13 protein-coding genes and 1 pseudogene are annotated in these 20023 nt (G+C 60.6%); 6 read left to right on the top strand and 8 right to left on the bottom strand.

Features of this window, described 5'->3' with window-relative positions; all coding sequences use genetic code 11:
* Positions 1 to 76: 76 nt before the first annotated feature.
* The 3 genes and pseudogenes from OKC40_RS16375 to OKC40_RS16365 all read right to left on the bottom strand — a co-directional run.
* Positions 77 to 1045 (bottom strand): annotated as a pseudogene (locus tag OKC40_RS16375) (beta-ketoacyl-ACP synthase III); the annotation flags it as partial.
* 54 nt (positions 1046 to 1099) lie between these two features.
* Positions 1100 to 2263, bottom strand: a complete 1164-nt coding sequence (locus tag OKC40_RS16370; RefSeq protein ID WP_270795986.1) for a vWA domain-containing protein — start codon at positions 2261 to 2263, stop codon at positions 1100 to 1102.
* Between the two features lie 3 nt (positions 2264 to 2266).
* Positions 2267 to 3109, bottom strand: a complete 843-nt coding sequence (locus OKC40_RS16365) for an AAA family ATPase (RefSeq protein ID WP_270795985.1) — start codon at positions 3107 to 3109, stop codon at positions 2267 to 2269.
* A gap of 159 nt (positions 3110 to 3268) precedes the next feature.
* On the opposite strand from OKC40_RS16365, the gene cysK reads away from it, so the two are divergent.
* The 4 genes from cysK (at position 3269) to crr (ending at position 7259) form a co-directional block, all read left to right on the top strand.
* Positions 3269 to 4237, top strand: coding sequence for a cysteine synthase A (gene cysK, locus OKC40_RS16360; protein WP_058054330.1), 969 nt, complete (start codon positions 3269 to 3271; stop codon positions 4235 to 4237).
* A gap of 440 nt (positions 4238 to 4677) precedes the next feature.
* A complete protein-coding gene (locus OKC40_RS16355; RefSeq protein WP_005338266.1) occupies positions 4678 to 4935 on the top strand; it encodes an HPr family phosphocarrier protein in 258 nt (85 codons plus the stop codon).
* A gap of 44 nt (positions 4936 to 4979) precedes the next feature.
* Positions 4980 to 6707, top strand: a complete 1728-nt coding sequence (gene ptsI / locus OKC40_RS16350; protein WP_182939162.1) for a phosphoenolpyruvate-protein phosphotransferase PtsI — start codon at positions 4980 to 4982, stop codon at positions 6705 to 6707.
* A 42-nt stretch (positions 6708 to 6749) separates the two neighbouring features.
* Positions 6750 to 7259, top strand: a complete 510-nt coding sequence (crr, locus tag OKC40_RS16345) for a PTS glucose transporter subunit IIA (RefSeq protein WP_042061931.1) — start codon at positions 6750 to 6752, stop codon at positions 7257 to 7259.
* Positions 7260 to 7358: 99 nt separating this feature from the next.
* Here crr and OKC40_RS16340 read toward each other — a convergent pair whose 3' ends face one another.
* From OKC40_RS16340 to pykF, 3 genes are all read right to left on the bottom strand, one after another.
* Entirely contained in the window at positions 7359 to 8291 is a 933-nt protein-coding gene (locus OKC40_RS16340) for a GGDEF domain-containing protein (protein ID WP_270795982.1), read from the bottom strand.
* Positions 8292 to 8556: 265 nt separating this feature from the next.
* Positions 8557 to 11886, bottom strand: coding sequence for a mechanosensitive channel MscK (gene mscK, locus OKC40_RS16335; protein ID WP_270795980.1), 3330 nt, complete (start codon positions 11884 to 11886; stop codon positions 8557 to 8559).
* A gap of 150 nt (positions 11887 to 12036) precedes the next feature.
* Positions 12037 to 13449 (bottom strand): pyruvate kinase PykF, encoded by a 1413-nt coding sequence (gene pykF, locus OKC40_RS16330; protein WP_031227651.1) that lies wholly within the window; start codon positions 13447 to 13449, stop codon positions 12037 to 12039.
* Between the two features lie 308 nt (positions 13450 to 13757).
* Here pykF and OKC40_RS16325 point away from each other — a divergent pair, with 308 nt between their 5' ends.
* Both OKC40_RS16325 and OKC40_RS16320 read left to right on the top strand, forming a co-directional pair.
* On the top strand, positions 13758 to 14000 hold the full coding sequence (locus OKC40_RS16325; protein WP_058054333.1) for a hypothetical protein: 243 nt from the start codon (positions 13758 to 13760) through the stop codon (positions 13998 to 14000).
* A 179-nt stretch (positions 14001 to 14179) separates the two neighbouring features.
* Complete coding sequence (locus OKC40_RS16320; RefSeq protein WP_058054334.1) at positions 14180 to 14944, top strand: DODA-type extradiol aromatic ring-opening family dioxygenase; 765 nt, start codon at positions 14180 to 14182, stop codon at positions 14942 to 14944.
* 93 nt (positions 14945 to 15037) lie between these two features.
* Here OKC40_RS16320 and OKC40_RS16315 read toward each other — a convergent pair whose 3' ends face one another.
* Complete coding sequence (locus OKC40_RS16315; protein ID WP_270795976.1) at positions 15038 to 18790, bottom strand: AAA family ATPase; 3753 nt, start codon at positions 18788 to 18790, stop codon at positions 15038 to 15040.
* A complete protein-coding gene (locus OKC40_RS16310) occupies positions 18787 to 20013 on the bottom strand; it encodes an exonuclease SbcCD subunit D C-terminal domain-containing protein (RefSeq protein WP_270795974.1) in 1227 nt (408 codons plus the stop codon). Before OKC40_RS16310 ends, OKC40_RS16315 begins: the two co-directional genes overlap by 4 nt.
* Positions 20014 to 20023 lie beyond the last annotated feature (10 nt).

The raw sequence follows: 20023 nt of genomic DNA, 5'->3' as shown, positions 1-20023 counted from the left end.
CTCTGCTGTCTGAATGAACAATATTTGTTCGAATGTATGGGGTTGTTCAAAGTATAAACACTGATGCGTCAGCCCTGGGCGCCTCCTGCTGGCTGGCATCGTGGCCCAGCAGCTTGCGACCAATGAACTGGTTCATGGTGAGGTTGGCCTGATGGAGCCAGAGCCGGTTCAGGCTATCGGCAGGCCAGCCCTGCTCGTCGAGCTGGTTGGCGATCTGGTCGCACACCAGCGGCAACACCTCCTTGAACACCTTGCGCCCCTGCTGGCGAAACAGCTTGTCGTCGCTGTAGCGGGTACGCGGGCTGAGACGGTTCAGAAAGCCGAAGTTGTTGCGGATGTTGTTGGAGTACTGGGTCACCAGCGTGCTGGCCACCAGTTGCCACGGATTGGCCACCTTGCAATCGGCCTCCCGCTCCAGCAGCACCGCGGTGCAGGCATCGCCGAAGATAAAGTGACTATCCCGATCGCGAAAATTGAGGTGCCCCGAGCAGATCTCCGGATTGACCACCAGCGCCACGTTGGCTGTGCCGGCTGCCAGCATGTCGGCGGCTGTCTTGATGCCGAAGGTGGCGGACGAGCAGGCCACGTTCATGTCAAAGGCCATGCCGCTCGCCCCCAGATAGTGCTGCAGCTCGATGGCCAGTGCCGGATAGGGGCGCGGCATGTTGGAGGCGGCGACGATGACCAGATCGATCTCCCCCGGCTCGCGATCGGCGGCGATCAGCGCCTGCTCGGCGGCGGCCACCGCCATCTCCACCATGATGGAGGGCATCTCATCGGGCCGCTCCGCCAGCAGTGGTTGCATGATGTCGGGGTTGAGCACCCCTTCGCGGCTCACCAGATAACGGCTCTTGATGCCGGAGGCCTTCTCGATGAACTCGCAGCTGGAATGCTGCTTGGCGGAGAGCTGGCCGGCGTCGATGGCGGAGGCGTTCTCCTCGTTGTAGAGATCCACATACTGGTTGAAGGCGGCCACCAGCTCTTCATTGCTGACGGCAAAGGGTGGGGTATAGAGGCCTGAGCCACTGATCACGATAGAGGTCATCTTTGCTCCTCGCCGGGTGCGTTCCCGGCTTGTCGGTTTATAGGGTAGAGAAGGTTATAGCTGGTCGATCGCCGCAGCGAGACCCGCCAGGGTCAGCGGATGCATCCGCCCGCCAACCACATCATTCATCAATTTTATCGAGGGGTGCCAGAGCCACTCCCGGCGCGGGGTGGGGTTGATCCACACCAGTTTGGGAAAGTGTTGCTGCAAGCGGGTGAGCCACACCTGACCCGACTCCTCGTTCCATTGCTCGACACTGCCGCCCGGCCAGGTGATCTCATAGGGGCCCATGGTGGCATCCCCCACCAGGATCACCCGGTAGTCGCTGCCGTAGGTGCGCAGCAGCCGCAGGGTATCGAACCGCTCCTCAAAGCGGCGGTTGTTGTCCTTCCAGACGAAGTCGTAGAGGCAGTTGTGAAAATAGAAGTACTCCAGATGCTTGAACTCGTGGCGCAGGGCGGAGAAGAGGCGTTGCACCTCGGCCACGTGGGCATCCATGGAGCCCCCCACATCGAAAAAGACCAATAGCTTCACCCCGTTGTGGCGCTCGGGTCGCAGCTTCACATCGAGCCATCCCTGCCGGGCAGAGCTGCTGATGGTGTCGTCGAGATCCAGTTCGTCGGGATTGCCTTTGCGCACCCAGCGTCTGAGCTTGCGCAGTGCCAGCTGGATGGCACGCTGGCCGAGCGGCGAGTCGTCGCTGAAGTTGCGATAGTGACGAGCCTCCCACACCTTGACCGCCTTGCCGTGCTGGCCCTCTCCACCCATGCGGACTCCCTCTGGGTGAAAACCGCCGTGGCCAAACGGGCTGCTGCCACCGGTCCCCACCCACTTGTTGCCGCCAGCGTGGCGCTCTTTCTGCTCGCTTAACCGCTGGTTGAGTGTCTCCAGCAGCTTGTCGAGTCCGCCGAGGGATTTGAGTAACGCTTTCTCCTCGGGGCTCAACAGCCGTTCGAACTCCTTGCGCAACCACTCCTCGGGCAGGCTTTCCGGCAGCAGGGGAATGGCGTCCAGCCCTTCGTAGTATTCGGCGAAGGCGCGATCGAAGCGATCGTAGTGGGCCTCATCTTTCACCATGATGCAGCGGGAGAGCTGATAGAACTCGCCCATATCGACAGCGACCAGCCGGGCAGCCAGTGCGGCGTGCAAATCCAGTAGCTCGCGCAGGCTGCACGGGAGCTTGTGGCGGCGCAGGTGGGTAAAAAAGTCGATCAGCATGGGTCAGCTGCCGCGCCGGGCCAGAAAGGCGAGCTTCTCGAATAGATGCAGATCCTGCTCGGTCTTGAGCAGGGCGCCGTATAGCGCGGGTACCAGCTTGCCCGGCTCGCGGGCGCGCATCGCCTCGGGGGCGATATTGTCGGCCAGTAGCAGCCGGATCCAGTCCAGCAGCTCCGAGGTGGAGGGCTTCTTGCGCAGCCCCTCTACCTCGCGCAGCTCGAAGAAGAGATCCATCGCCTCGCCGAGCAGGCTCTCCTTGAGATCGGGGTAGTGAAGTTTGACGATGGCCTGCATCTCGGCCTTGTCGGGGAAGCGGATGTAGTGGAAGAAACAGCGGCGCAGGAAGGCGTCCGGCAGCTCTTTCTCGTTGTTGGAGGTGATGATGACCACCGGCCGCTGGCGTGCCTTGACTCGCTCGCCGGTTTCGTAGACGTCGAACTCCATCCGATCCAGCTCCAGCAGCAGATCGTTGGGGAATTCGATGTCGGCCTTGTCAATCTCGTCGATCAGCAGCACCGGCCGTTGCTCGGCGCTGAAGGCCTGCCACAGTTTACCCTGACGAATGTAGTGGCTGATATCGGCCACTCTGGGGTCGCCGAGCTGGGAGTCGCGCAGCCGGGCCACCGCATCATATTCGTAGAGCCCCTGCTGGGCCTTGGTGGTGGACTTGATATGCCAGGCAATCAGGTCGGTGTCGAGATAGTCGGCGACTGCTTCCGCCAGCACCGTCTTGCCGGTGCCCGGCTCCCCCTTGATCAGCAGCGGTTTTTCGAGGGTGATGGCGGCATTGACAGCCATCCTCAATGCATCGGAGGCGAGATAATCGCTGCTTCCTGAAAATCCCATAACGTCGGTTCCTTTGACGATTGGCGCCCGTAGTCAGGGGCCAGAGAGAATAAGCTCTATATGTTGTAATACCATATGGTTATAACGAATAGTCACTTCTCATTCAGAAACCACAGGGTAATCTTGTTTCATCGTCGTAACAAACACAGGGATAGCACCATGAGCAAAATTTTTGAGGACAACAGCCAGACTATCGGTCACACCCCGCTGGTTCGTCTCAACCGTGTTACCAAAGGCCGCGTGCTGGCCAAGATCGAGAGCCGTAACCCCAGCTTCAGCGTCAAGTGCCGGATCGGTGCCAACCTGATCTGGGATGCCGAGAAGCGCGGCATCCTGACCAAGGGTAAGGAGATCATCGAGCCTACCAGCGGCAACACGGGTATTGCTCTGGCCTTTGTCGCGGCAGCTCGCGGCTATCCCATTACCCTGACCATGCCCGCTACCATGAGCCTGGAGCGCCGCAAGCTGCTCAAGGCGCTCGGCGCCAATCTGGTGCTGACCGAAGGGCCGCTCGGCATGAAGGGGGCCATTGCCAAGGCCAACGAGATCCTCGAATCCGAGCCGGGCAAGTATGTGCTGCTGCAACAGTTTGAAAACCCGGCCAACCCTGAGATCCACGAAAAGACCACCGGCCCCGAGATCTGGGATGCCACCGATGGCGAAGTGGATGTGTTCGTGGCCGGGGTCGGTACCGGCGGCACCATTACCGGTGTCTCCCGCTATCTGAAGCAGACGCAAGGCAAGGCGGTGGTTTCTGTTGCGGTCGAACCGGCCGAGTCGCCGGTCATCAGCCAGAAGCTGGCCGGTGAAGAGATCAAACCGGGTCCCCACAAGATCCAGGGGATCGGCGCCGGTTTTATCCCGGGTAACCTCGACCTCTCCCTCATCGATCGGGTGGAGAAGGTGACCAGCGACGAAGCCATCGAGATGGCCCGCCGCCTGATGGAGGAGGAGGGGATCCTGGCCGGTATCAGCTCCGGTGCTGCGGTGGTGGCTGCCAGCCGTCTGGCCGAGCTGCCGGAATTTGCGGGTAAAACCATTGTGGTCATCCTGCCGAGCGCGGCGGAGCGTTACCTCTCCAGCGCCCTGTTTGCCGGGGTGTTCAGCGAGCAGGAACTGCAGCAGTAACTGATCGGAATCTTTCAAAACAGCGGCGCTCTCAGGAGCGCCGCTTCTTTATGGGCTAGACTCAACCCCTGTTAGTGTCACTTGATCCTTATTTTTTGGGGTAAAATAACAAGTTCCGGAGTGAGAAAAAAAGCAGACATTCCGCGGTAAATCTCATATCCTGTGCGGCGTCACGCGGTGTTTGCTGGCTGGGTATCACAAAGTAACAAAGTGTTATTTTTCGTTATAAAATAATTTCAGGCCAGTCCTGATGCGGCTTGTAGCCCAATAACTGAAAATTGCCAACCAGCGCGCCGATTACTGCACAGAAACTTGACCTGGATTAAACCATTGCGGGTCTGCTTTCGTTACTTTACAACATATCCATACTGACACGGTGGGTCAGGGCGCTTCAAAAACGACCAATCCACCAAAAAATATCAATAATATGGGGTGAAACCATGTACGAGAAGTCTGTTGTTATTACTGCTGAAAACGGCCTGCACACCCGTCCGGCAGCTCAGTTCGTGAAAGAAGCCAAAGAATTCCAAAGCGAGATCACTGTGGTCTCCGGTGGCAAGTCCGCCAGCGCCAAGAGCCTGTTCAAGCTGCAGACCCTGGGCCTGACCAAGGGTACCAACGTGACTATCCAGGCTGACGGCCCGGATGCTCAACAAGCTGTTGAGAAGCTGGTTGCCCTGATGGACGAGCTGGAGTAATCCAGCTTTATTCCTCCCCCACAGTCGTTTTAATAGGAAGGATTATGATATCTGGCATTCTTGCGTCCCCCGGTATCGCATTCGGCAAGGCGCTTCTTCTTAAAGAAGATGAAATCGTTATCAATCAGGGCAAGATTCCCGCCGAGCAGATTGATGCCGAGATCAACCGTTTCCTCGAAGCTCGTACCAAGTCAGCTGCTCAGCTGGAAGCCATCAAAGAGATGGCCGGTCGTACCTTCGGTGAGGAAAAAGAGGCCATCTTCGAAGGCCACATCATGCTGCTCGAAGATGAGGAGCTGGAAGGGGATATCAGATCCTTCATCAAAGAGAACAAGGCTTCCGCTGACAAAGCCATCTATGAGGTGATCGAACAGTACGCCAAGATGATGGCCGAACTGGATGACCCTTATCTGCGCGAACGCGCAACCGACTTCCGTGACATCGGTACCCGTCTGGTCAAGAACGTACTGGGCATCGCCGTTGTCAACCTGAGCACCATCGACGAAGAGGTCATTCTGGTCGCCAAAGACCTGACCCCGTCTGAAACCGCTCAGATCAACCTGAAATATGTGCTGGGTTTCGTTACCGACATCGGTGGCCGTACCTCTCACACCTCCATCATGGCCCGCTCTCTGGAGCTGCCGGCCATCGTGGGTACCAACGACATCACCGAGCGCGTCAAGAACGGTGACATGCTGGTGCTGGATGCGATCAACAACCAGATCATCATCAATCCGACTGCTGAACAGCTGAGCGAAGCCAAGAAGTTCCAGGCTCAGTTCCAAGCCGAGAAAGATGAGCTGGCCAAGCTTAAAGACCTGCCTGCCATCACTCTGGATGGTCATCAGGTCGAAGTGTGCGCCAACATCGGTACCGTCAAGGATACCGAAGGTGCCATCCGCAATGGCGCCGAAGGCGTGGGTCTGTACCGTACCGAGTTCCTGTTCATGGACCGTGACGCGCTGCCGACCGAAGACGAGCAGTTCAAAGCCTACAAAGAAGTGGCCGAAGCGATGCCGGATCAGCCGATCATCGTGCGTACCATGGACATTGGCGGCGACAAAGAGCTGCCGTACATGAATTTCCCGAAAGAGATGAACCCCTTCCTGGGCTGGCGTGCCGTGCGTATTTTCTTCGACCGCGAAGACATCATGCACGCTCAGCTGCGGGCCATTCTGCGTGCCTCTGCCTTCGGCAAACTGCGCATCATGTTCCCGATGATCATCTCTGTCGAAGAGTTCCGTAGCCTGAAAGCTACCGTAGAGACGCTGAAAGCCGAACTGCGTGCCGAAGGCAAAGCCTTTGATGAATCCATTGAAGTGGGTATCATGATCGAGACCCCGGCCGCTGCCGTGATGGCTCATCATCTGGCCAAGGAAGTGGATTTCTTCAGTATCGGTACCAACGACCTGACCCAGTACACCCTGGCTGTCGATCGTGGTAACGAGATGATCTCCGCCATGTACAACCCGCTGTCACCCTCCGTCCTGACGCTGATCAAGATGGTTATCGATGCGTCCCACGCCGAAGGCAAGTGGACCGGTATGTGTGGTGAACTGGCTGGTGACGAGCGCGCCACCCTGCTGCTGCTGGGTATGGGTCTGGATGAGTTCTCAATGAGCGCCATCTCTGTACCGCGTATCAAGAAGCTTATCCGCAACACCAACTTCGAAGATGTGAAGGCCATGGCTGATCAAGCACTGAGCTTTGCCACCGCCGCTGAAATCGAAGCATGCGTAGATAACTTTATTAAGCAGAAGGCAGTCTGCTAAGATCGGCTGCAAACAGCGACAAATCATCTCTAGGAGCTTTATATGGGTCTGTTCGACAAACTGAAGAAACTGGTTTCCGACGATAGCTCTGACACCGGCGGCATCGAAATCTTTGCTCCGCTGTCTGGCGAAATCGTGCCGATCGAAGATGTGCCTGACGTTGTCTTCGCCGAGAAGATCGTTGGTGACGGTATCGCTATCAAGCCGGCTGGCAACAAGATGGTTGCACCGTGCGATGGCACCATCGGCAAGATTTTCGAGACCAACCACGCGTTCTCTCTGGAATCCGACTCCGGTATCGAGCTGTTCGTTCACTTCGGTATCGACACCGTTGAACTGAAAGGCGAAGGCTTCACCCGTATCGCTCAGGAAGGCCAACAGGTCAAGCGCGGCGACACCATCATCGAGTTCGATCTGGCCGTTCTGGAAGCGAAAGCCAAGTCTACCCTGACTCCGGTTGTCATCTCCAACATGGACGAGATCAAAGAGCTGATCAAAATGACGGGTGCTGTGACTGTGGGCGAGACCCCGGTTATCCGTATCAAGAAGTAATGCCCGGCTGGCTCACGCCAGTTGCTGCAGTAAAAAACCGAAGCCTGGTGCTTCGGTTTTTTTATGGCCGCGTGTCGGCTTCCCCTTCTGGTCACCAGGCTATTGTGCCGAGATGACAACCCGGTTACGGCCCTGATCCTTGGCCTGATAAAGGGCCCGGTCGGCCATCATCAGCAGGTAGTCGATGCCCTCTTGCCCCTTCATGCTGGCACACCCCAGGCTGATGGTGAGGGAGAGCTGATCCCCCTGCCACGGCACACGGGTGGTACTGACATGCTGGCGCAGCTGTTCGGCGCGCCGCGCCGCCTGTTCAATGTCGCAACCCGGCAGGATCAGCAGAAATTCCTCCCCGCCCCAGCGGGCCAGACTCTCCCCCGGCAACAGCTGACTCGCCATGGCGTGGGCGACGGTGCAGAGCGCGGCATCGCCCGCAGGATGGCCGTAGCGGTCGTTGACCTGCTTGAAATGGTCGATATCCCCCAGCACCACCGAGAGGGGTTCACCCTGCAACCAGAGGGCCTGCAACTGCTGCTGGGCACCGCGCCGGTTGGTCAGCTCGGTGAGGGGATCGGTGCAGGAGAGGCGGCTTACCTCTTCCACCATGCACTGCAGGTCGTGGATATCACGAAAGGTGACGATATGGCCATCCGGGATGGCATCTGCCCCCAGCTGGGCGGTGACGATAAACCAGCGTGACTGGCCGCCCTTGCAGCGGATCAGCGCAGGCATCTCGGCGACCTCCAGCCCTTGCGACAAGCTCTGTTCCACCTGCGAGTGCCAGGAGTCGATGATGGTGCGGCGATACCCTTCATCCGGGTAGGCAAGTCGAAACCAGGAGGCCATGTCCGGCAGCTCGGCAAGGTCGTAGCCGAGCTGCTCAAGGAAGGCTTTGTTCAGGAAGCGGTGGCGCCGCTGCGGGATCATGTCGGGCGAGCGGCCATCGTGACGGGCAATGGATTCTGACACCAGAATAGGCAGCGGGATCACATCGAAGGAGCGAAACAGGATCTGTTGCAGTTCTCGGTCATTCATGGGGAAAGCGACTCCTCGATGCATCTTTTGCATGCTTTACCATAGGTGAGAGCCGTGTGGTGGTAAACCGCTTTATGGTGTCGGCTGACGCGATGTCATGAACAATCCTGTGCGACTCGATGATAACGGTCTTCATGCGAGTCATTTTGGTCATCCGTTTCCCGCAGACCCGTTACCCGCCAACCGCCTCGTTGACCTGAGCCGTATAAAAAAAGCCGCTCACCTGGGTGAGCGGCTGTTGCCATCAGATCATTGCCTTTCGCTATCAGACTGGCTGTTTGCCATCTTCCGCGGGGGGCGGCAGAGCGGCGGAGTTGGACTCCACCTTCTGCTCTTCACCTTGCATGTTCTTGATGTAGACATCCATCTGGTTGAAGGCGATCTCGATGCCGTTCTCGCGGAACAGCTGGTCGATCTTGCGGTTCAACTCGTCCACTGCCGGGTTGCGGTCACCCAGTTCGCTCACGAAGAAGCGCAGCTCGTGATCCAGAGTGCTGGCACCGAAGGTGAGGAAGTAGACGATGGGGGCCGGGTCTTTCAGCACCCGGCTGTTTTCATCGGCCGCCTGTTTGAGCAGGGTGCGGGTCAGCTCCAGATCCGAGCCGTACGCCACGCCCACCCGCACGATCACCCGGGTGACGGTGTCACTCAGCGACCAGTTGATCAGCCGTTCGGTCATCAGCTGCTGGTTGGGGATGATCACCTCTTTGCGGTCGAAGTCGGTCAGGGTGGTGGCGCGGATACGGATTTTGGAGACGGTACCGGAGAAGGATCCGATGGTGACGGTGTCACCGATCCGCACCGGACGCTCGAACAGGATAATGATGCCGGAGACGAAGTTGGAGAGGATCTCCTTCATACCGAAACCGATACCGACCGACAGACCACCCGCTACCCACTGCAGCTTGTCCCACTGCACGCCCATCATAGAGAGGGCGGTCAGGGAGCCGAAGCCGATCAGCACGTAGTTGAGCATGGTGGTGATGGCGTAGGCGGTACCCTGGGCCAGATTGAGCTTGGAGAGTATCAGTACTTCCAGCAAACCGGGCAGGTTGCGCGCCAGTGACCAGGCGCCGCCGAGCAGCAGGAAGCCGATCAGCACGTCACTCAGGCTGATGGGGAACAGCACGGCGTTGGCGCCGGTGCCTTCACTGCGGTGCCACAGCACCATGCTGTCGAGGTAGGAGAATACCGCCACCAGATCGGACCAGAGCCAGTAGAAGGCGACGCCGAAGATCAGCAGCAGCACGGTACGGGTCAGACGCAGGGATTGCTGGCTGACATCCTCCAGATCCATAGGCTGCTCTTCGACGGACTCGCCACCTTCCGCATCTTCCGAAGATTTGTGCTCGCGCTTGGCTACCGCGCGGCGGTAGGCCAGACGACGGGCGGCCAGCTCCAGACCACGCAGGGCGGTGCGGTAGACCAGGCTCCAGATGATGATGAGGTAGAAGGATTCGATCAGGCGACCGGTCAGCTTCAGCGCGGTGTAGTAGTAACCGAGCATCGCCAGCACGATCAGTGCCACCGGTGCCAGCGCCAGGGCGATGGCGATCAGCGACTTCTGTATGCTCACCTCGCCCTTGATGCGGGCGCGGGAGATGGGGAACACCAGATAGGCGGCCAGTCCCAACAGGAGCAGGGTCATGGCCTGACCGATCACGTCATTGCCCAGGGTGGAGGGTTCAACCACCGCCTTGGTCGCGAGCATGATAAGCGGCAGCAGTGGCAACCAGAGGTAGCGCATGCTGGAGCGCTTGGCTTGCAGCTCCGCTTTTGGAATGCGGAAGTGGGTTTCGGCGATGCCACCCGGACGCATGACCGCCAGATAGACGCTGAATACCAGGTAACCGAGGGCGAGGTTCAGGGTGATCTGGAACATCAGCTTGGGGCTGAGCAGACCGCAATAGGTGAGCAGCAAGCCGCCAGCCAGGATGAACAGGCTGCCCGGCAGGCGATGCAGCACTGTGTAGAAGAGCGCGACAGGGGTGTGCCATTGGTTGTCCTGACGGAAACGGCCAAGATCCTTGGCAATCTTCTTCTGTCGTTCAACCAGTGTCGGGCGCTTCCAGACCAGCAGGCCGCCGATCAGCAACAGCGGGAAGGCGAGCAGGGAGATCCCCAGCAACTCTTCGCGCCAGCGTTTCCAGTCCGGTTTCAGTACCCAGTCGGAGGCCTGTTTGTAGGCCTGGGCGGGCCAGCTGATAAACCACTTGCTGTCGATGGGCTTGTTGCTGCTGACCCAGAAGATATGTTGTTGCAGGGTAAATTCGATGGAGGCGTAGATCCGCGCCAGTTGCTGCTGGGTCAGCTGCAGGCTGATGGCGTTGGTGAGCTGGCTGTCGAGCTGGCGGTTGAGCTGATCGAGCAGATTGATGCGGGTGTCGAGCAACTTGGCAAGGTTGGCCTTGTCCTCTTCGCTGACCGGCTCTTTGCTGCCGGCGATCAGGTTGTCCAGATAGAGGTTCTTCTGGAACAGCTGGTCACGTTGCTGGCTCAGTTCGAACTGGGCCAGGTGGAGGTCGGCGATCTGCTCTTCCAGATTCTTGACGGCGATAGAGGGGGCCGCTTCCAGCTGCTGGTAGAGCTGATAGAGGATGCGTGACAGCAGCAGGTTGCCCTTGAGCATCTGCACCTGTTCGTTCAGGTTGCGCTCGGTCTGGGTACCGCGCTCCAGCCAGCTCTTGGCTTGCAGGTTTTTTTGTACCAGCGAGTTGAGGCTGGTGGTGGCGGTGATGAGCTGCTGGCTGAGCTGGTGGTTGAGTTCCTGCTCTTTTTGCACCAGCGGGCTGTCTTCGGTCGCCACCAGCTCACCGGTCTGCTCGGCGGTCTTCTCGGTGTCGCCGAGACGCTTGGCGCTGCTCTGCTCCTGCAGCAACTGCAGTTTCTGCTCTTCGATGGCGAGACGGGCACTCTGATAGTCGCGCTGCTTGACCGCCAGATCCTGCATGCTGGTACGGTTATCCAGATCCTTTTGCAACTGGGCCAGTTGCAGATCGATCAGCGCTAACTCGGCATTGAGCTTCATCTTCTCGGCGCTGGAGACGCTTTCACCGGCGTTGAGACGGCTGCGGATCTCCTGACTGCGCTGATAGGCGTGGCTCATTCTGGCCTGCGCCCGCTCCGGCAGGGTCTGCAGGCTGGTGAGCTGGCTGCCGATGGTGCCGAGGGCCTCCTGGGCTTCCTGCATGTTGGCCAGCACTTCCGGCTGACGGCTGTCGAGCTCCGCCAGACTCATGCTGGCGTATTCGCTCTTGATCTGCTCGACACTCTTGCCCTTGGTCAGGGCATCGAGCCTGGTGCTGATCTCTTTGAGTTCGGTGGGCAGGTTGCGGATCCGCTGTGCCTGGGTCTTGGCCTTCGCCTCTTCCTTGTCGATGCTGTCGAGCAGCGCGAGGGTCTCGGTCAGCAACTTCTGATCCGCTTGCTGACTGACGGTCAGGGTCTCTGATTTACCCAGACCATCCAGTGCTCGCTGAACGGAATTGCGAGAGGGGGCATCTTGCGCCATGGCTTGCGGGACGCAGAGGCTGGCGATTAAACAGAGCAGCGGCAACAGGGTGGCCGAGACTCTTTTAAAACGTATTGAGGGCATATAACTTCCGGGTTATTACGCGATATTCGGGAGATTTCCCGCATAGATTAAATTCGCGTGGATTCTAACACCGGGCTTGTCAGGTAAGCAGGGGGGGGGGATAAAAAAAACGGCGCCCGCAGGCGCCGTTTTCAACTCGTTCAGCTCTGATTAAAGAACGTGAACAGAAGCGGTGTTGGTGGTGCCGCTCGGTACCAGAGCACCGGAGACCATCACAACCACGTCACCTTTCAGACCCATGCCGATTTCCAGCGCGGCTTCTTTACCGATGCGATAGAAATCGTCGGTAGAGGCGATGCTGTCAACCACGTGAGCAACCACACCCTTGGTCAGAACCAGTTGGGCAGCAGTTTTCTTGTTGGTGGTGATAGCCAGGATCCAGGCTTTCGGGAAGTACTTGCGAATGGCCTTGGCAGATTTGCCGCCTTCGGTAGCTACCACGATCAGCGGGGCGTCCAGCTTCTCGGAGGTCTCTACGGCGCCTTTACATACGGCCTCGGTGATGCGCAGCTTGTTGCTGTCGTTGGCAGCAGACAGGTTGGACGGCATCACGGCATCGGTACGCTCGCAGATGGTGGCCATGATGGTCACGGCTTCCAGCGGGTACTTACCCTTGGCGGATTCACCGGACAGCATCACTGCGTCGGTACCGTCCAGGATGGCGTTGGCCACGTCGCCAGCTTCGGCGCGGGTCGGACGCGGGTTCTTGATCATGGAGTCCAGCATCTGGGTGGCAGTGATAACCACTTTGCGGGCTTTGTTACACTTGGCGATGATCATCTTCTGGGCGAAGATAACTTCTTCAACCGGGATTTCTACGCCCATGTCGCCACGAGCAACCATGATGCCGTCGGAAACAGCCAGGATCTCGTCGAAGTTGTCCAGACCTTCCTGGTTTTCGATCTTGGAGATGATCTGGATGTTCTCGCCACCGTGGGCTTTCAGGTGCTCACGGATTTCCAGAACGTCTTCTTTCTTACGGATGAAAGAAGCAGCAACGAAATCAACGCCTTGCTCGCAACCGAAGATCAGGTCGCGCTTGTCTTTCTCGGCCAGGGCCGGCAGCTTGATGGAGACGCCCGGCAGGTTAACGCCTTTGTTCTCGCCCAGGTCACCGTTGTTCAGCACTTTACAGATAACTTCGCGCTCGGTGATTTCGATAACGTCCAGACCGATCAGGCCGTCATCAACCAGGATGCGGTTGCCGACGCGCAGATCGTTGGCGAAACCTGCATAGGTCACAGCCACTTTGTCTTTGTTGCCAACCACGGTCTGGTCGGTGGTGAAGGTGAAAGTCTGGCCAGCGACCAGCGCGACATCGTTGCCGCCTTCCAGCTTCATGGTACGGATTTCCGGACCCTTGGTGTCCAGCAGGATAGCTGCGTGCTTGCCGGTCTCGGCCATCACAGCGCGCAGGTTGCTGATGCGGCTGCCGTGCTCGGCGTAGTCACCGTGGGAGAAGTTCAGGCGCATGACGTTCATGCCGGCGTCCAGCATTTTGGCCAGCATTTCTTTGGATTCGGTCTTCGGACCGATGGTGCAGACAATTTTGGTCTTTTTCATGTCAATCTTCATGGTTAAGGAATTTCCGCCGAGCAATATACACCAGTTTTTGGAATCTTTTTATGATCCAGAAACAACGTTTTGACCAGATAACGTTTTCTTTTCAGGGATAACGTTTTCCTGTGAGTCACATTTTAGAGCATACGGCCACAGGTTAGGGCTGAAGGGATACAAATGTTGCCATCTGTGGTTGTTTGGCCGGGTTGAGGTTCAGATGTTGTAAAATGACCACCCGTCCGCTGTCACCGTCTTGTCACCGGCTTGCGCAAAAATGTTAGTTCATTGGCGCACGGGTGAAGGAGGTCGGGATGAAAAACAGCCATGAAACCGGATGGACTCTGCTCTTGCTGGGCACCACTCTGCTGCTGGTTCAGGCACTGCCAGCCCGCGACTGGCCTGACAACGCTGGTCTGCTCGCACTCATTTTCCACCCGGTAAAAGGGGAGGCGGCGGCCGAGGGATTGGCGTGGCGAGAGTGGCAGGACCACAGTGCCGCGACCCGGATGGCGCTTCGCGCTCCCCGACCGCTGCTGGATGCGCCGCAGCCTTGATATCTATTGCCGCTTCCCGGTCGTGAAGGAAGGAGAGAAGGAGTGAAATTATCAACCATTGGTTGATAGTGCTTATCTATCTTGCTGGATTGTTCACCTTAAGTGGCGGGGGGATAATCAATTCCAACAGCGATATCCCCTCCGGTATCGCCCCCTGATACCTTGTTGGAGTCCGCTTTATGTCCCTCGCCCCCGTCTGGTTTATCTCTCACGGCGCACCGGATCTGGTGCTGCGTGAGCAACCCGCCACCCGCTTTCTGCGAACCCTGCGTCTGGGTGAGCTCAAGGGGCTGGTGGTCATCTCCGCCCACTGGTTCAGCCGCGAGCTGCAGATCAACGTCGAGCCCAAACCGACCTTGATGTACGACTTTTACGGCTTTCCCGAACCCCTCTACCGGATGCGCTGGCCTGCCAGCAGCCCCGAGTGGTTGCAGCAAGGGGTGAGCGACCAGCTGGCGCTGGCCGGACTGACCGCCATCCCGGTACGGCGCGAGCTGGATCACGGGGTCTGGTCGCCCCTCTCCCTGATTGACCCAAACAGCGAGATCCCGCTGGTGCAGATCTCCATCCCCGCAAGCTTCACTCCGGCCCAGTTGTGGCAACTGGGGGAGGTGCTGGGGGCGCTGCGCAGTCAGGGGATTGGCATCCTCGCCTCCGGCGCCATCACCCACAACCTGCGGGCGCTGGCGCCGGAAGGCTCGCCAGTACCGGAGTGGGCCAGCCAGTTTGTCGGTTGGCTGGAGCAGAAGATGGCCGACGAGGATCGACTGGCGCTACTCGACTATCGTCGGCTGGCTCCCGGAGCGGTGGAGTCCCATCCCCACGACGACCACCTGCGCCCGCTCTTTGTGGCGCTGGGGGCGGCCGATGGTGTGGCACCGACCCGGCTGCACGAAAGCTGGGATGGCGGCAGCCTCTATATGGGCGCCTACCGCTTCGGTTGATAGCCTCTCAGCAAGACCCCGCCAATTGGCGGGGTCTTGTCGTTTACGGCGTGGGGGTTGAGCCGATGGTGCTGCTGATTGAACCGATGGGACTCAGGGGACCAGCACCCGGCTCTCGCCGCCGCCGAGGGCTTCAACCCTGATCTGCACGCCAATCCGCTCTACCAGGGTCTGGACGTGGGAGATGACCCCAATCTGGCGACCGGCTGCTTGCAGGGAGTCGAGGCTGGCGAGCGCCAGATCCAGGCTGTCCGGATCGAGGGTGCCGAACCCCTCGTCGATAAACAGCGACTCGACCTGGGTCTGCCGTGACGAGAGGCTGGAGAGGGCCAGCGCCAGTGCCAGCGACACCAGGAAGCTCTCGCCGCCGGAGAGGGAGTCCACCGAGCGCACCTCGTCCCCCATGTCGAGATCCACCACCTGCAGCGCCAGATCGGTGCCGGGCACCCGCTCCAGCCGGTAGCGCGGCGACAGCTCGGCGAGCTGGGCGTTGGCCTCCAGCAGCAAGCGTTCGAGGGTGAGGCTCTGGGCGAAGGTGCGGAACTTGGCGCCGTTGGCTTGCCCAATCAGATCGCACAGCTGCTGCCAGTGGTCGGCCACGGCCTGCTGGGCGGCCAGCTCCTGTTGCAGGCTGCCCGCCTTGAGGGCTGCGGCTTCGGCCTGTGCCAGCTTGCTCTTGCACTCGAACAGCTGCTCTTCAAGGGCGCGGCAGCGAGCATCGAGCGCAGCCAGCTGCTCGCTCAGCGCTGCATCCGGCAGGGCGGCCAGCTCGGGGTGATGCTCCCGATAGCGATCCCGCTTGCTCTCCTCCAGCGCCAGCGCCCGTTGCCGCTCGGCAAGACGGGTACGCGCCTCGCCAAGGGCATCTTCCAGCCCTTGCAGGGCTGTGCGCCGAGCCTTGAGCTCATCGGGGGTGATGGCGAGCAGGCGGCGCAGGTCATACTCGGCGATGCCGAGGTTGCTGGCGTGGGCTGCCCAGCGTCCCAGCACCTCCCGCTTGCGGCGGCTGCTGGTCTGCTTTTCCTGCTCCACATGGGTGAGGCGGGTCTTGAGTTCGGTCTGCCGCTCCCGCAGAGCACGGGCGCCGTTTTGCATCAGTTCCAGTTCGCTGGCGAGCTGTTGCAGCCGCTGCTGCCAGCGGCTCTCGACAAGCGGGATCTCCTCGCCATTCAGACAGGCGGCTCGGCTGGTGAGCAGCCCCTGCCGCTGCTGTTCGTGCTCCTTGTAGTCCCGCTCCAGCTTGTGCAGCAGCTCGCGCTGGGTCTGCAGGCGCGCCTCCTGTGCGCTCAGGGCCGGGGTCAGGCTGGCGATCTCGCTGGCCAGCCGCTCCCACTCACTCTGGCCGTGCAGCCAGGCTTCGCAGGCCCGCTGCCACTCGTGCCACTGCTGGCTGCCGAGCCACTGGCGCCACGGTTGGCCGCCCATCTGTTCGTCGAGGCGCTGGGCACCCTGTTCGAGGCGCTGGCGCAGGGTCGCTTCCTGCTCGCCCATCCCCCTTACCTCTCCTTCCAGCGCGATGCGCTGGCGGTCGGCCTCCTGCCACTGCTGGTCAAACTGCTGGTGTTGGGCCGCCAGCTGGCTCAGTTGCTGACGCACCCCTTGCAACTGTTGCTGACCGAGCTGGGCCTGACGCAGCAGCTGCTGGCTCTGGGCCAACCCCAGCTCCAGCGCCTGGCCACGGCCAAGCAGGGTGCTCATCAGTTCGTTCCACTCAATCGGGCTCTGGCGCAGCGGCAGCGGATGACCGAGCAGGGTATCGCCCCCCAGCTGTTGCCAGCGCTGAGTCAGCTGCTCGGCGCGTGCATCCAGCTCCGGCAGGTGTTGCTGGCGCACCGCCAGCTGGCGAGCCAGCTCCTGACGCTCGCTCTCGCACTGAATGTATTGATGGTTGAGTCGCTCCCATTCGAGCTCCAGACTGCGGGCCCGCTCCGCCAGCTGACCCAGAATGCCCGCCACCTGCGGCTGGCTCTGGCTGTAGGGATGCTCCTCGGAACCGCACAGCGGGCAGGGGGAGCCATCGCTCAGAATATGGCGATACTGCTCGAAGCTGGCGATGGCGCGGGACTGCTCCAGCGCGTTGCGCGCCTCATCCCGCTGCAGGGCGAGCCGCTCGCGGGCCGGCGCCAGCTCTTCGCCGAGGGTGGCGAGTTTGCTCAGCGCCTGCTCCAGCTGGGCAATCTCCTGCTGCAGGCGATCATGCTGTTCGCCGTGGTTGCGGCCATAGTCGGCCAGTTCCAGCAGCTGGCGCAGTTGACCCAGTTGCTCGGTCTGCTGTTGCCACTGCTCCTGCGCCTTGGCGAGGCGGTTCTCCCACTGTTGCTCCTGCAACTCGTGCTGTTGCTGTTGTAGCCGCGCCTGCTCCTGTTGCCAGTAGTCGCGCTCCTGCTGACCTTGCTCCAGCTGGCGTTGCAACTGCTGCAGGGCGCGCAGCTTGTGATCTCGCAGGGTGAGCAGCTGTTGCAGCTTGTCGGCATCCTCGGCCCAATCCTGCATGGCGGTGAGCAGGGGCTGCCACTGGCGGGCCACCGGGGCCAGCTCCTTGTGCTCTTCAAGCCAAAGGCCCCACTGCTGGTGCTGCTGCTTGAGCAGTTCTACCTGTCGGCTCTGCTCGCGCCAACCCTGCTCGAGGGTGAGCTGCACGTCTCGTTCCTGCGCCCCCTCCTGCTGGATCTTCTGCAACTGCTGCACTTTTTCCCGGATGCGGGTATCGAGCTCCTGCGCCCGCTTGAGTTCGGGTTGCAGGGCGCCCCATTCGCGCTCGGCGGCGATCTTCTCTGCCAGCAGCTGCTGTTCGGTGAGGGCGCTCTGCTGGGTCTGCTCCTCGAGCTTGGCCAGCTCTGGGCCCAGCTCGGCGATCACCTTCTCCTGCTGCTGCACTTCCAGAGTGAGGCGGGCCAGCTCGTCGTGATCGGCGCGGGCCACTTGCGCCTGCTCGGCGCGGGCAAACTCCTCGCGCTCGGGGGCCGCGGCGCCGTGGGCCTGCAGGGCGGCATCGAGCGCCGCTTGCCCCTCGGCGCAGCCCTGCAGCTGGGCGGCAATGCGGCTGTTGAGATCGCGCAAGTCCTGCATCAGCTGCTGCTGTTGCTGCTCGTGCTTGAGGGTGGTGGAGAGGCTTATCTGCTGGTTCACCCACTGTTCGCGGGTCGCATCGTCCATCAGCGCCACGTCGCCGAGGCGCTGGGAGATGGTGGCCAGCTTCTGCTGCTCTTCCCGCGCCCGCTCATAGGTCTGGATGGAAATGGCGGAGTAGAGCTCGGTGCCGGTCATCCGTTCGAGCAGGGCGGAGCGCTCGTTGGCGTCCGATTTGAGGAAGGCGGCAAACTCCCCCTGCGGCAGGATCACCGCGCGGCGGAACTGCTCCCAGGAGAGGCCCACCAGCTCATCGATGCGATCCTGCAGCTCCCGCTTGCTGCCGGAGAAAACCTGCCCGGACTCCACATCGGTCAGGGTTCGCTCCTGCGCCTGAAAACGTCCCTCCGAGCGGTTTCGCGCCCGGCGCACCGCCCAGCGGGCCAACCAGATCCGGCCATCGCAGCCGCGAAACTGCACGTCGGCAAAGCCGCTGGCGTGGCCGCGACTGAGGATGCCGCGCACGTCGTTGGCCTTGAGCTTCTCTTCGTCATCCATGCGGCCTACTTCGGCCACATTCTTGCGATTGGCGATAAAGCGCGGCATCTCGTCGTAGAGGGCGAGACAAATGGCGTCGAGCAGGGTGCTCTTGCCTGCGCCGGTATTGCCGGTGATGGCAAACAGACCGGCGGCGCCGAGCGCCCCCCTAGTAAAGTCGATGGTGAAGGGGCCGGTCAGACTGGCCAGATTCTCACCTGACAGAGACAAGATTTTCATTGGTTAGACTCCTTCACCTGCTCCAGGATCTCTTCAAACGAGGCGACCAGTTGTGCTTCGGGCTCCCCTTCAAACTGGCGCTGATAGCAGAGACGAAACACCTCGGTGGGGGAGAGCTCATCGAGCCTGCGTCGCTCGCGACCATCGGCCAGCCCTTCCCCCGAGCCCTGATACTGGGTGCTGATGCGGGCCAGACGCACCGGCTTGTCTGCGATAGCCGCCAGAATGCGCTCGCGAATGCGGGCCTCGGGCTTGGGCAGCAGCAGCCGCACTTCGAGGAAGGGCTGAGCCTCTTGTGGACAAGCAGGCAGCTCGAGCGATGCGATGGCGTTCAGCGCGTCGTCGAGGGTGCTCTGGGGCAGGCGGATCATCTCCACTGCGCGGGGCACCGGGATCCGCTCCAACCCGGCCAGTTTGCCCTCCGCAAAGGTCACTTCCAGCACCTGATGGTTGTAGTTGGCCTCGGCCAGCGAAAGCGGCAGCGGCGATCCGCTGTAGTGCACCCCCTCGGCCGGGCTCTGGGCCAGATGGAGGTGACCGAGCGCTGTGTAGTCAGCCGCGGCAAAGAGATCGGCAGGCAAGGCGTGCTGGTTGCCACCGAGCACCCGCCGCTCCGACAGCTCCGAGAGCTGGCCTGCCGCCAGATAGGCGTGGCCCATGGCGATGAGCGGAAGCTCCTCCCCGCAGCGGGCGCGCCCTTCGGCCAGTACCTCGGCGTAGATTTGGCGTACCCCTTCGATCAGCCTGTCCTGCCCCTCTGCCAACTGCTCCACCCGCAGATCGCTGCTGCGCAGGAACGGCACGGCGGCGCACCAGGCGGCGATTTTGCCTTCCCGGTTTTGCAGCGGCACCAGCAGGCGGTCGGTCTCGAGCTTGCCCTCACTGTCGCGGCTGATGCTGCCCACCAGATGCAGGTCAAAGGCCCGCAGCAGCTCGTGGGGAGCATCGAGCTTGGAGGGGGAATCGTGGTTGCCGCCGATCAGCACCATGTTGAGGCGGGGCATTTCGGCGCGCAGTCTGGCCAGAAAGCGGTAGAGCTGTTGCCAGGCGCTGGCGGGAGGATTGGCGGTATCAAACAGATCGCCCGCCACCAACAGGGCGTCGATCTCGCGCGCCTTGAGGGTGTCGCTCAGCCAATCTAGGAAGGCATCGTGTTCAAAACGGCGGTCATGACCATGGAGTTGATGGCCAAGGTGCCAGTCGGCGGTATGGAGGATTTTCATTGGAAAGCAG

It is taken from the genome of Aeromonas sp. QDB11 (assembly GCF_027705265.1).
Lineage (GTDB): Bacteria > Pseudomonadota > Gammaproteobacteria > Enterobacterales > Aeromonadaceae > Aeromonas > Aeromonas allosaccharophila.
The sequence above is the reverse complement of the archived record's forward strand: the minus strand, read 5'-3'. Positions and strand labels throughout refer to the sequence as shown.